The organism is Pseudomonas ekonensis, from assembly GCF_019145435.1.
Lineage (GTDB): Bacteria > Pseudomonadota > Gammaproteobacteria > Pseudomonadales > Pseudomonadaceae > Aquipseudomonas > Aquipseudomonas ekonensis.
In genome coordinates, this window is the sequence record NZ_JAHSTS010000001.1 from 2,601,709 (window position 1) to 2,614,113 (window position 12,405).

Here is a 12,405-nt window from a genome sequence, read left to right on the forward strand (position 1 = left end):
ATTGACTACCCACACATCCAACAGAACCTTCAAGGACCACACAGTTGTTCTTCACCTGGAATGGCCCTATCGATCTTCACCAACCCTTTAAGCGAAACGCCCATTCGCCTCCCTCCCCGGTAGAGCGTGTAGTTCGCCAGCGCCGATGCAAGTTTTTGCATCGGTTCTATATGAGGACGATAGGGTTCAACCAAAACCGAAAAACCCTGTGCGATTTCTTGCGCATTCATAATCGTCTTATCGATTTTCTTATATGTTTGTGCGATGGGAGCGCCGCTTCCGTTAAGCGTCAGGTATCCCGTCCACTCAACCGAACACAGGTCTCCCACCCGAACAAATGCCGGAAGCGCTGGAACTTTCACTTCAACGCCTTCCCATATAGGCGGCTCGCTTGAACAGTTCAGGTAACCATTTCTGTTCGCAGCCGGAAAGTTCGGCTCAGTCAAATCCTTGGGAACAAGCGTATGGTCGATCGTCAACTTCCGTGGCAATGAGTGCGCCGGATTGTTGAAGTGATTGAGCGTCGTATACATCACTTCGACTACACCGTCCTCGACCAGATGCGCAGGCCCGATCGCAATGGTGAATTGCGTTTCGGCAATCGGCCCCGGATGCTCGGTCCGCTGGTTGAACACCACAACCCCATTGCGCTTCATCTCAACGATGAGTTTGTCTGTCTGCCCAGGGCCGGCAGGGCGGGGCCAGATCGGTATGACCACCTCAATGCCCTGCGCCAGCAACTCTTCCGGGATGTACCCATCCGGGTCGTCATCCGCGACACCGACCACTCGAGGTGGGTCATACATCATGATTTCCTCGGACGGCATCATCCTTCTCCCGCAAGACTGTAAGATCGTTGGATTGATTAGGCGCCTGTTCCAAGCATCGGACTACTGTCAGATCTGACAGGGAAAGCGACCGTCCGTCGTCTTTCTGCGGGATTGGCGGTGAGCGGAGGCTTGACGGATTCCTCTGGGTGGCGTCTCATGAAACCGGTTTCAGCATCGTCCGACGTGCGCTGTTTCCCAACGCCAATAACAAGGTCCAACCACCGTGAACGACTTCTCCGCCGCCCAGCGCAGCCGCGTGACCATGCTCGACGTCGCCGAACACGCCGGCGTGTCCAAGGCCAGCGTCTCGCGCTTCATCGGCGACGACCGCGCCCTGCTCTCCGAGGCCACCGCCGAGCGCATCGAACGGGCAATCGCCGAGCTGGGTTACCGCCCCAACCAGATGGCCCGAGGCCTCAAGCGCGGGCGCACCCGCCTGATCGGCATGCTGGTGGCCGACATCCGCAACCCCTATTCGATCGCCGTGATGCACGGGGTGGAAACCGCCTGCCGCCGTCACGGCTACAGCCTGGTGGTGTGCAACACCGACCGCGACGACGAGCAAGAACGCCAGCACCTGGCGCTGCTGCGCTCGTACAACATCGAAGGCCTGATCGTGAACACCCTCGGCCATCACCGGGACGAACTGCATGAGCTCAAGCGCGAGATGCCGCTGGTGCTGGTGGACCGCAAAGTGGATGGACTGGACAGCGACATGGTCGGGCTGGACAACGCCCGCGCCGTGCAGCTGGCGCTCGATCATCTTGAGCAGCGGGGTTACCGGGATCTGCTGCTGGTGACCGAACCCTTTGACGGCACCAGCTCGCGGATCGAACGGGTCGCCAGCTTCCAGAAGCAGATCGCCCAGCGCAGCGGCCTGAGCGGCGCGGTGCTGGAAACCGGCGCAACGCTCGCCGCCGATCTGCAAGCCTTTCTGAGCCGACCCGGTGCCGGGCCCAAGGCGCTGTTCTGCGCCAACGGCGTGGCGGCGCTGGCCTGCACCCGCGCCTTGCGCGAGATCGGCAGCCGGCTGTTCGAGGACGCCGGGCTGATCGCGCTGGATGACCTGGACTGGTATCCGCTGGTGGGCAGCGGCATCACGGCCCTTGCCCAGCCGACGGCGGACATCGGCGCCCAGGCGTTCGAATGCCTGCTCAAGCGGTTGCGTGGGGATGACGAGGCGGCGCGGGTGGTGGATTTTGCGCCGGTGTTGATCGAGCGGGGGTCTACCTGTGGGGTTTGCGATGACTGATCGGGCCTCATCGCGGACAAGTCGAGTTGTCGCACCGCCGCTCCCACAGGTTTGCGGTTTGCCTGGATTCTGCGGGCATCAGGATACCTGTGGGAGCTGGCTTGTCAGCGAGAGCGATGGATCAGGCGCCGCAGCGCATAGCCAGGACAGTTGCTCTCACAGGCGACGATTCGACGGGCCCGCGCAGAGCTCCCTAAGCCCCCACAACCCTTTTTTTGAACAAAAAATGAAACCGGTTTCAGAGGACAACAACAATGAATGAACCTGCCGTTTCCATCAGCCTGTCCAGCTACGGCGCCGACCTGGTGCGCCAGCGGGGCCAAGGCTTTTTCGTCGATGTGCTGGCCGCCGCCGGCGCCAGCCGCATCGAATGGCGTGAGGAACTGCTCACCGGTGAGGTGCCCGCGCAACTGGCACAGGCCACCGCCGCGGCACGGCTGCAAAGCCTCTATTCCTCACCGACCGAGCTGTGGCTCGCCGGTCAGGCCTTACCGAACCCGCAACTGGAAACCGCCCTGCAGAACGCCGAGGCGTTCGGCGCCCGCTGGTTGAAAGTCTCGTTGGGCCACTTCGCCGACCGCCACGACTTCAGCGCGCTGGCCCACCGCTTGAGCCAAAGCCCGGTGCGGCTGCTGGTGGAGAACGATCAGACCCCGCACGGCGGGCGCATCGAGCCGTTCCAGCGTTTCTTCAGCGCCGTCGAGCAGCACGGGTTGCCGATCCGCATGACCTTCGACATCGGCAACTGGCAGTGGCAAGGCGAATCCGCCGCCCAGGCCGCACGCCTGTTGGGCCGGCACGTCGGCTACGTGCACTGCAAGGCGGTGGCCCGCCGCGCCGACGGCAAGCTCGTCGCCGTGCCGCCCGTCGCCAACGACCTGCATCACTGGGAACAACTGCTGCGGCACATGGATCAAGGCGTCATGCGCGCCGCCGAATACCCGCTGCAAGGCGACGACCTGGTGCAGCTCACCCGCGACCACGTCGCCGCCCTCGCCCGCCTCGGCCAATCCTGCCTGGAGCCTGCCCATGTCTGAGATCGACATCCTTTCGTTCGGCGAAACCATGGCCATGTTCGTCGCCGAGCACAGCGGCGACCTGGCGTCGGTGGGCCAGTTCCACAAACGCATCGCCGGGGCCGACAGCAACGTCGCCATCGGCCTGTCCCGACTGGGGTTCAGCGTGGCGTGGCTGAGCCGGGTCGGCGCCGATTCCCTGGGCCGTTTCGTCGTCGAATCCCTTGCGCGCGAAGGCCTGGACTGCAGCCATGTGGCGGTGGACCCGGCGCACCCCACCGGTTTCCAGCTCAAGTCGCGCAGCGACGACGGCAGCGACCCGCAGGTCGAGTACTTTCGTCGGGGTTCGGCGGCCAGCCACCTGTCGCCCGAGGCGATCACGGCAGAGCTGCTCAACGCCCGGCACCTGCACGCCACCGGCATTCCTGCGGCGCTGTCGGCCTCGGCCCGGGCCATGTCCCATGAACTGATGACGCGCATGCGCCAGGCCGGGCGCAGCGTGTCGTTCGACCCCAACCTGCGCCCGAGCCTGTGGGCCAGCGAACGGGAGATGATCACCGAGATCAACCGCCTCGCCGCCCTCGCCCATTGGGTGCTGCCGGGCCTGGCCGAAGGCCGTCTGCTCACCGGGTTCGACGATCCGGCGGACATCGCCGCGTTCTACCTCGACCGGGGCGCCGAAGCGGTGGCGATCAAGCTCGGGCCCCAAGGCGCCTATTACCGAACGCAACTGGATCAAGGCTTTGTGGCCGGGGTGCCGGTGGCGACGGTGGTGGATACGGTCGGCGCCGGCGACGGGTTCGCCGTCGGGATGATCAGTGCCCTGCTGGAGCACCAGAGTTTTGCCGAGGCGGTCAGGCGCGCCAACTGGATCGGCAGCCGTGCGGTGCAAAGCCGTGGAGACATGGAGGGGCTGCCGGACCGATCCGAACTCACTTGTGAATTTGAGGCCGCCAATCGCCAGCAGGCTGGCTCCTACAGGGGAACGGCGACCACCCCATAGCCCTGTAGGAGCCAGCCTGCTGGCGATGAGGCCAGTACAGACACCCTAGAAATTGAACCTGCTGCGACAAAAACAACAAGCTCAGGAGCAAGCCCCATGAAAACCGCAACCCTCGCCGCCCGCCGCTGGTGGTACATCATGCCCATCGTATTCATCACCTACAGCCTGGCGTACCTGGACCGCGCCAACTACGGCTTCGCCGCCGCCTCCGGCATGGCCGCCGACCTGATGATCACGCCGGGCCTGTCGTCCCTGCTCGGCGCGCTGTTCTTCCTCGGCTATTTCTTCTTCCAGGTGCCGGGCGCGATCTACGCGCAGAAGCACAGCGTGAAGAAACTCATCTTCGTCAGCCTGATCCTCTGGGGCGGCCTCGCCACCCTCACCGGGGTGGTCTCCAACGCCTACTGGCTGATCGTGATCCGCTTCATGCTGGGCGTGGTCGAGGCGGCGGTGATGCCGGCGATGCTGGTCTACCTCTGCCACTGGTTCACCCGCGCCGAACGCTCCCGGGCCAACACCTTCCTGATCCTCGGCAACCCGGTGACGATGCTGTGGATGTCGGTGGTGTCGGGGTATCTGGTGCAGCATTTCAGCTGGCGCTGGATGTTCATCATCGAAGGCCTGCCTGCGGTGCTCTGGGCGTTCATCTGGTGGCGGCTGGCGGATGACCGCCCGGCCCAGGCCGACTGGCTGAGCGACGGCGAGAAACGCGACCTGGAAAGCGCCCTGGCCGCCGAGCAGGTCGGCATCAAGGCGGTGAAGAACTACGCCGAAGCCTTCCGCTCGCCGAAGGTGATCATTCTGGCGTTGCAGTTCTTCTGCTGGAGCATCGGTGTCTACGGGTTCGTGCTGTGGCTGCCGTCGATCCTCAAGGCCGGCGCGCAGATGGACATGGTCGAGGCCGGCTGGCTGTCGGCGCTGCCGTACCTGGCGGCGGTGGTGGGCATGTTGCTGGTGTCGTGGGGCTCGGACAGGCTGCAAAAGCGCAAGCGTTTCGTCTGGCCGCCGCTGCTGGTCGCCTCGGTGGCGTTCTACGGCTCCTACGCCCTGGGCGCCGAGCATTTCTGGTGGTCCTACACCCTGCTGGTGATCGCCGGGGCCTGCATGTACGCGCCTTACGGGCCGTTCTTCGCCATCGTGCCGGAGATCCTGCCGGCCAACGTCGCCGGCGGCGCCATGGCGCTGATCAACAGCATGGGCGCCCTCGGCTCGTTCGGCGGCTCGTACCTGGTCGGCTACCTCAACGGCTCCACCGGTTCCCCCGGCGCGTCGTACCTGTTGATGAGCGGCGCGCTGCTGCTGTCGGTGCTGCTGACGGTGTTCCTCAATCCCGGCGCCAGCGACCGGGTGACACCCAGGCCTGCGGCACGACGTCCGCTGCCGGCCCACTCCTGATTCGAAAGAGAGATGAATGCGATGAAAAAGCAGGTTGTGCTGTACAAGAAACTGTCGCCGCCGCTGATGGCCCGGCTGCATGAACACGTGGACGTGACGCTGATCGACGCCCTCGACGCCGATGGCCTGATGAAGCTGCGCGACGCCCTGCCGGGCGCCCACGGCCTGCTCGGCGCGAGCCTGAGACTGGACGCGGCGCTGCTCGACCTGGCGCCGCGCCTGGAGGCGGTGTCGAGCGTGTCGGTGGGCGTCGACAACTACGACATCGACTACCTGACCCGCCGCCGGATCCTGTTGACCAACACCCCGGACGTGCTCACCGAAACCACCGCCGACACCGGTTTCGCCCTGATCCTGGCCGCGGCCCGGCGTGTGGTGGAACTGGCGAACATGGTGCGCGGCGGCCATTGGCACCGCAGCCTCGGGCCTGCGCATTTCGGCACCGATGTGCACGGCAAGACCCTGGGCATCATCGGCATGGGCCGGATCGGCGAGGCGCTGGCCCAACGTGGGCATTTCGGCTTCGGCATGCCGGTGCTCTACCACAGCCAGTCGCGCAAGCCGGCGGTGGAGCAGCGCTTCGACGCGCAGTACCGCAGCCTTGAGGCGCTGTTGCGAGAAGCCGACTTCATCTGCCTGACCCTGCCGCTCACCGCGCAGACCGAAGGCCTGATCGGCGCCGAACAGTTCGCGCAGATGCGCCCCGAGAGCATCTTCATCAACATCGCCCGAGGCAAGGTGGTGGACGAAGCGGCGCTGATCGACGCCCTGCGCCACAAGCGCATCCGCGCGGCGGGGCTGGACGTGTTCGAGCGTGAGCCGCTGAGCCACGATTCGCCGCTGATGCAATTGAGCAACGTGGTGGCGACGCCGCACATGGGCTCGGCCACCCACGAAACCCGCGAAGCCATGGCCCGGTGCGCGGTGGACAACCTGCTGGCGGCGCTGCACGGGGAGAAGCCTGCGAACCTGGTGAATCCATCGGTCTGGCAGGCTTGAGCGCTTCAGTGACTGTCACTCGGAGACTGTGGGATCCGGCCCTGCGGCGTCTTCGCCATCGCCAGCAGGCTGGCTCCTACAGGTATCGCGGCTGTACACAGCATCGGCGGCCACACCAAAACCTGTAGGAGCTTGCCTGCAAGCGATGGGGCCGGCACTGTCGGCCTCTCTGTTGCCTGACCCGCCGCCATCGCCAGCAGGCTGGCTCCTACAGGTATCGCGGCTGTACACAGCATCGGCGGCCACCCCAAAACCTGTAGGAGCTTGCCTGCAAGCGATGGGGCCGGACAGCCTCCACATAACTGTCAGGCCGTGCGCGCCTGCAACAGCTGCGCCGCGCACAGGGCGATCCGCGCGCAGGCATCAGCCAGCTTCACCCGGTCCACCACCAGCCCGATGCGGATGTGCCCCGCCGCGCTGGGCCCGAAGGCCTCCCCGGCGAGCACCGACACCCCGTAACCCTCCAGCAGCCGCTCGGCGAACGCCTGGGCGCCGAGCCCGGTCTGGCGCACATCGACCATCACGAACATCCCGCCGTCGGGGCGCACCGGGTGCAGGCCCGGGCAACCGCGCAGACGGTCGCACACCAGGTCCCGGCGCAGACGGTATTCCTCGCGCATCCGGGTCACCTCCGGCAGATCCTTCTCCAGCGCCACCTGCGCCGCTTTCTGCACGAAGTCCGGCAAGCCGAACAGCATGCTCAAGGACAGGTTGACCAAATGCCCGGCCAAGGTCTTGGGCCCGATCATCCAGCCGATGCGCCAGCCGGTCATGGCGTGGGACTTGGACAGGCTGTTGACCGTGGCCGTGCGCTCGGCCATGCCCGGCAGGCTCGCCGGGCTGACATGCTCGCCCTCGTACAAAAGTTCGCTGTACACCTCGTCGCTGATCAGCCACAGGTCATGGCGGATGCACAGCGCCGCCAGTTCCTGCCAGACCAGCAGCGGCAGGCTGGCGCCCGAGGGGTTGTTGGGGCTGTTGAGCAGCATGGCGCGGGTCTTGGCGGTGATCCGCGCCGCGACGTCCGCCGGATCGACGCGAAAGCCGTTCTCGGGCCGCACCGGCACCGGCACCACCGTCGCCCCGCAGGCGCCGAACACGCCTTCGTAGGTGACGTACATCGGTTCGGCGACGATCACCTCGTCGCCCGGGTCGAGCAAGCACTGCGCCACCGAATACACGGCGCATTGCGCGCCGGGCATGACGATCACGTGGTCGGCGTCCACCGCCTGGCCGCTGCGCCGCTGGTGGCGCCGGGCGATCAGGGTGCGCAGGGCGTGCTGGCCGCGCACCTCCGAGTAGTGCGTATCGCCGGCCAGCAGGCTGTCGATGGCGCCGTGGATGATCGGCAGCGGCGTGTCGAAATCCGGATCGCCCACGGTCAGCAGCAGGACATCGACGCCTTCGGCGCGCAACTCCAGCGCCCGGTCGTGAATCCGCCAGGCCGCTGCTCCCTCCCCGGCGATCCGTTGGGTCAAGGCTGAATAGCGCATGTACGTCTCCTGGTTGCGCGGTCTCCAGCCTTCACCGTATCTCAAATCACAAAACGCGCCACCATGGCGTTCAAATCCACCGCCAGACGCGACAGTTCGTGGGTCGCGGCGCTCGTCTGGTTGGCCCCTGCGGCCGACTGGGTGGCCAGGTCGCGGATGTTGACCAGGTTGCGGTCCACTTCCCGCGAGACCTGCGCCTGCTCTTCCGACGCGCTGGCGATGACCAGGTTGCGTTCGTTGATCTGATGGATCGACTGGGTGATCTGCTCCAGGGCGATACCGGCGGCGCGGGCCATTTCCAGGGTGGACTGGGTGCGCTGGTTGCTCTGCTGCATCGACTCGACCGCCTCGCCGGTGCCGTTCTGGATGCCGGCGACCATTTTCTCGATTTCCTGGGTCGATTGCGCGGTGCGGTGGGCCAAGGCCCGCACTTCGTCCGCCACCACCGCAAAGCCGCGTCCGGCCTCGCCGGCACGGGCCGCTTCGATGGCGGCGTTGAGCGCCAGCAGGTTGGTCTGCTCGGCGATGGCGCGGATCACGTCCAGCACCTTGCCGATGTCGCGGCCCTGGGCGGCCAGGCCTTCGATCATCTGCGCGGTGTTCTGCACGTCGTGGGTCATGGTCTGGATCGCATCGACGGTCTTCACCACCTGGTCGCGGCCTTCACGGGCGGCGTGGGTGGACTGGTTCGAGGCTTCGGAGGTGGACACGGCGTTGCGCGCCACTTCTTCCACGGCGGCGGTCATTTCGTTGACGGCGGTGGCGGCCTGTTCGATTTCGTCGTTCTGCTGCTGCAGGCCACGGGAGGCCTCTTCGGTCACCGCGCTCAGCTCCTCGGCGGCGGCACCCAACTGCGTGGCGGAGCCGGCGATCTGTTCGATGGTCTTGCGCAGGTTGGCCTGCATCTGCGCCAGCGCTTCGAGCAGGCGCGCCGGTTCGTCCTTGCCGTCGACTTCGATGGCTTTGGTCAGGTTGCCGCCGGCGATGGTCTGCGCCGCCGTCACCGCACGGTTCAGCGGCGTGACGATGCTGCGGGTCAGCAGCAGGGCCAGCAGCACGGTGGCCACGGCGGCGATCAGCGCGACGACGATGATCCCGGTGATGGCGCTGCCGTAGTGCTCGCCGGCCTGGACGGAGGCGGTCTTCGCATCGGCGGCGTTGATCGCGATCAGTTTGTTGAGCTGCTCGCCCATCAGGTCGGTGCCGTCCTTGATCCGGGTGTTGATCAGGGTGCGCATCTCATCGACTTTGTCTTGGCGCGACAGGTCCATCATCTGGTTCTGCGCTTGCAGGTAGTTGTCCAGGGTGGTCGCGAACGACTGATACAGCGCACGCTCCTCGGCGCCGGCCGGCAACGCCGCGTAGGCGGCCTGGGCGGTGCGCACCTTGTCGACCAGCACACCGATGCGGGTCTGGGCCTCTTGCAGGCCGGCCGGATCGCGGTTGACCAAGATACGGAACGACAGGATGCGCAGGCGCAGGACGTTTTCCGTCACCACGGCCAATTGGGTCACGCTGGGCAGTTGCGTGCTTTCCATGTCGATGGAGGCCTGGCGGATGATCGACATGCGGTTGACGGCGAATACGCCGAGCACGATCACCAGCAGGGCAATGAAGGCAAAACCTAAGAAGGCACGGGGCGCGATGTTCAGATTACGCAAAGACATAGGAGCACTCTCGAATGAGGGTAACGGCGAGCGTCCTTGCGCTTATCACTGGCCCGTGGTCGGATCCGGTGCGGCGCCACTGTTCAAAGGAGTCTTTGTGCGCCTGACCGTTGTATCGGCCAGGCTTGAGGAATTTTTCGGGCGAGGATGAAATATTTTTCAAAGTGTTGCAGCAATGAAACACCGCCTGTGGTGAGAAAGCTTGCTGCCTCACCACAGGTTTCAGGTGATCAAACGTTGCGCTGGGCCAGTCGCCACACCCGCGCGATGTCGCAGGCCCGCTCGCGCAGCAGGCGCGGCGCTTCGGCGCAGGCTTGCTCCAGCGTCATCGGCCCGCCGGTCACGGCGAAGGCGGCGTCGATGCCGTGGTCGTAGAGGGCCTGATAGCCTTCGCCCAAGGTCCCGGCGATGACGATCACCGGCACGCCGTGCTGACGGGCGATGCGCGCCACGCCGAACGGCGTCTTGCCGCGCAGGGTCTGGGCATCGAAGCGCCCTTCCCCGGTGATGACCAGATCCGCGCCCTGCACGGCGTCCGCCAGGCCCACCAGCTCCGCCACCACCTCGACGCCTGCCTGGAAGCGCGCGCCGAGAAACGCCTTGGCCGCAAACCCCAGGCCGCCTGCCGCGCCGCTGCCGGGCTCGTCGCGCACTTCTTTGCCCAGTGCTCGGGCACAGAGGTCGGCAAAATGCCCAAGGGCTTGATCCAGCTGTTGCACCTGGGCCGGCGAGGCGCCCTTCTGCGGGCCGAAGATCGCCGAGGCGCCGTGGGGGCCGCACAGCGGGTTGTTGACGTCGGCGGCGATGTCGAAACGCACCTGCGCCAGACGCGGATCCAGCCCGCCGATGTCCAGTTGCGCCAACTGCGCCAGGGCGAGGCCGCCCGGCGCCAGCGCTTGACCTTGGGCATCGCGCAGGTTCACGCCCAACGCCTGCATCGCCCCGGCGCCGCCGTCGTTGGTGGCGCTGCCGCCGATGGCCAGGATCACCCGTTGCGCCCCGGCGTCCAGTGCCGCACGGATCAGCTCGCCGGTGCCGAACGTGCTGCTGACGCAGGCGTCGCGCTGACCCGGCGGCACCCGTTGCAGGCCGCTGGCCTCGGCCATTTCGATGATCGCGGTGCGGTTGTGCGCCAGCCAGCCCCAGGCCGCGTCGACCGGCGCCCCCAACGGGCCGCGCACCCGGGTGTGGCGCAGTTCGCCTTCGCAGGCGGCCAGGATCGACTCCACCGTCCCCTCGCCGCCGTCGGCCATGGGGCACTTGACCAGCGTCGCCTCAGGCCAGACCTGCGCCAGGCCCGACGCAATGGCCTCGGCCACGCCTTGGGCGCTCAGGCTGTCCTTGAACGAATCGGGTGCGATGACGATCTTCATGCGAATTCTCCAGTTCCAATGGCGTCCATGCTGCCAGCCGCCATGGCCCTTGACGCCTGTCCGCTGCACAAGCGGCGGGAGCGTTTATTGTTCATTTCCACAAAACCGGGGGGCTGCGAATGACATTGCGGGAGCTGCGGTGCGCCCGCGGGGCACTTCAGCCCTGCGGCAGCAGTTGCACCCCCAGGTACAGCGCCAGCATCCCGTCCAGCCGCAGCGGATCCACTGCGCTCAGTTCGGCGATCCGCTCCATTCGGTATCGCAGGCTGTTGCGGTGGATGCCCAGCGCATCGGCGCAGGCCTGGCTTTGGCCGTCGTGCTCGCACCAGCTGCGCAGCGTCGCCAGCAACTGGCCGTTGCTGTCTTTGGCGATCACCTTGCGCAAAGGCTTGAGCAGTTCATCGAGGGCGTCGTCGTTGCGGTGCCGCCAGAGCATCACCGGCAGGCGGTAGCGGTCGAGCTTGAGCAGCCGCGCATTCGGCAGCACTTCGCGTCCGTAGGCCAGCAGATCGCCGACCCGCCGATAGCACCGGCGCAGCCCCGCCAGCCCGTCGGCCTGCCCGCCCACGGCGATGCGCAGAATGTTCCAGCCCTGCCCGTCGAGCTTTTCCAGCAAGCGGTCATGCTCCAGGGCCTGACCTGCCGGCCGGCACCACAGCAACGACGACTTGGCCGAGCTCACGCACCAGCTGTCCGGGTAGCGCGACATCAGCCAGGCCCCGAGGGCTTCGACCGTTTGCCCTGCGCCTTGCTCCAGGCCCAGCTCGAACAGGTACGGCACCCGCGTCAACTGCGGTTTGAGCCCCAGCTGCTGCGCTTCGTCCACCAGCCGCGGCGAATCCCCCGCCTCGCTCAGCAGCAGCGCCAGCAGGTCATCGCAGCGCTGGCGCCGCCATTGTTGCTCGGCCTGCTGGTTACGCTGGGCCACCAGCATTTCGGCGGTCATGCGCACCAGCTCGGCGTAGGTGCGCAATGGCTCCGGCTCGCCGGTGATGCCGAGCACGCCGATCAGCCGGCCGTCGAGCATCAACGGCAGGTTGATCCCCGGCTGCACGCCCTTGAGGTGCACGGCGGTCTGGGCGTCGATCTCCACCACCCGACCGTTGGCCAGCACCAGTTGCGCGCCTTCGTGGCGGGTGTTGATGCGCTCCGGCTCGCCGCTGCCCAGGATCAGCCCCTGGCTGTCCATGACATTGACGTTGTAGGGCAGAATGGCCATGGCCCGGTCGACGATGTCCTGCGCAAGGTCGTGATCGAGTTCGAACATAGTGGGCAAAATCCTTGAAAACGGGCGCGGACGGTTGTTCACCCGCACAGGGTCCGGCGACAAACCCTGTGCTCAGGCACAAAGACAATCCGGCCAAAGGTGGCCGAGAC

The 12,405-nt window shown here is 66.1% G+C and carries 10 protein-coding genes; 5 read left to right on the top strand and 5 right to left on the bottom strand.

The window, feature by feature from the left end; all coding sequences use genetic code 11:
• Positions 1 to 29: 29 nt before the first annotated feature.
• Positions 30 to 827 (bottom strand): hypothetical protein, encoded by a 798-nt coding sequence (locus KVG96_RS11460; RefSeq protein WP_217892167.1) that lies wholly within the window; start codon positions 825 to 827, stop codon positions 30 to 32.
• Between the two features lie 226 nt (positions 828 to 1,053).
• Here KVG96_RS11460 and KVG96_RS11465 point away from each other — a divergent pair, with 226 nt between their 5' ends.
• From KVG96_RS11465 to KVG96_RS11485, 5 genes are all read left to right on the top strand, one after another.
• Entirely contained in the window at positions 1,054 to 2,082 is a 1,029-nt protein-coding gene (locus KVG96_RS11465) for a LacI family DNA-binding transcriptional regulator (RefSeq protein WP_367617481.1), read from the top strand.
• Between the two features lie 254 nt (positions 2,083 to 2,336).
• Entirely contained in the window at positions 2,337 to 3,119 is a 783-nt protein-coding gene (locus tag KVG96_RS11470; RefSeq protein WP_217892168.1) for an apurinic/apyrimidinic endonuclease family protein, read from the top strand.
• The gene (locus KVG96_RS11475; RefSeq protein WP_217892169.1) at positions 3,112 to 4,101 is read left to right on the top strand and encodes a sugar kinase; all 990 of its coding nucleotides are present in this window, start codon (positions 3,112 to 3,114) and stop codon (positions 4,099 to 4,101) included. Before KVG96_RS11470 ends, KVG96_RS11475 begins: the two co-directional genes overlap by 8 nt.
• Before the next feature lie 96 nt (positions 4,102 to 4,197).
• Positions 4,198 to 5,496: an MFS transporter gene (locus KVG96_RS11480; protein ID WP_217892170.1), complete on the top strand. Its 1,299-nt coding sequence runs from the start codon at positions 4,198 to 4,200 to the stop codon at positions 5,494 to 5,496.
• A 21-nt stretch (positions 5,497 to 5,517) separates the two neighbouring features.
• Positions 5,518 to 6,495, top strand: a complete 978-nt coding sequence (locus KVG96_RS11485) for a 2-hydroxyacid dehydrogenase (protein WP_217892171.1) — start codon at positions 5,518 to 5,520, stop codon at positions 6,493 to 6,495.
• A gap of 305 nt (positions 6,496 to 6,800) precedes the next feature.
• Here the strand turns inward: KVG96_RS11485 and KVG96_RS11490 are convergent, their stop codons facing one another.
• From KVG96_RS11490 to KVG96_RS11505, 4 genes are all read right to left on the bottom strand, one after another.
• Positions 6,801 to 7,988, bottom strand: coding sequence for a pyridoxal phosphate-dependent aminotransferase (locus KVG96_RS11490; protein ID WP_217892172.1), 1,188 nt, complete (start codon positions 7,986 to 7,988; stop codon positions 6,801 to 6,803).
• 41 nt (positions 7,989 to 8,029) lie between these two features.
• A complete protein-coding gene (locus tag KVG96_RS11495) occupies positions 8,030 to 9,655 on the bottom strand; it encodes a methyl-accepting chemotaxis protein (RefSeq protein ID WP_217892173.1) in 1,626 nt (541 codons plus the stop codon).
• A gap of 230 nt (positions 9,656 to 9,885) precedes the next feature.
• Positions 9,886 to 11,028: a glycerate kinase gene (locus KVG96_RS11500; RefSeq protein ID WP_217892174.1), complete on the bottom strand. Its 1,143-nt coding sequence runs from the start codon at positions 11,026 to 11,028 to the stop codon at positions 9,886 to 9,888.
• Positions 11,029 to 11,185: 157 nt separating this feature from the next.
• Positions 11,186 to 12,295 carry a sugar diacid recognition domain-containing protein gene (locus tag KVG96_RS11505; protein WP_217892175.1) on the bottom strand — a complete coding sequence of 370 codons (1,110 nt, stop codon included), beginning with the start codon at positions 12,293 to 12,295 and terminating at the stop codon, positions 11,186 to 11,188.
• Positions 12,296 to 12,405 lie beyond the last annotated feature (110 nt).

Coding starts and splice junctions, on each gene's coding strand:
- KVG96_RS11490 (WP_217892172.1), bottom strand. CDS start 7,988: ATGCGCTATTCAGCCTTGACCCAACGGATCGCCGGGGAGGGAGCAGCG.
- KVG96_RS11500 (WP_217892174.1), bottom strand. CDS start 11,028: ATGAAGATCGTCATCGCACCCGATTCGTTCAAGGACAGCCTGAGCGCC.
- KVG96_RS11480 (WP_217892170.1), top strand. CDS start 4,198: ATGAAAACCGCAACCCTCGCCGCCCGCCGCTGGTGGTACATCATGCCC.
- KVG96_RS11475 (WP_217892169.1), top strand. CDS start 3,112: ATGTCTGAGATCGACATCCTTTCGTTCGGCGAAACCATGGCCATGTTC.
- KVG96_RS11470 (WP_217892168.1), top strand. CDS start 2,337: ATGAATGAACCTGCCGTTTCCATCAGCCTGTCCAGCTACGGCGCCGAC.
- KVG96_RS11485 (WP_217892171.1), top strand. CDS start 5,518: ATGAAAAAGCAGGTTGTGCTGTACAAGAAACTGTCGCCGCCGCTGATG.
- KVG96_RS11460 (WP_217892167.1), bottom strand. CDS start 827: ATGCCGTCCGAGGAAATCATGATGTATGACCCACCTCGAGTGGTCGGT.
- KVG96_RS11495 (WP_217892173.1), bottom strand. CDS start 9,655: ATGTCTTTGCGTAATCTGAACATCGCGCCCCGTGCCTTCTTAGGTTTT.
- KVG96_RS11505 (WP_217892175.1), bottom strand. CDS start 12,295: ATGTTCGAACTCGATCACGACCTTGCGCAGGACATCGTCGACCGGGCC.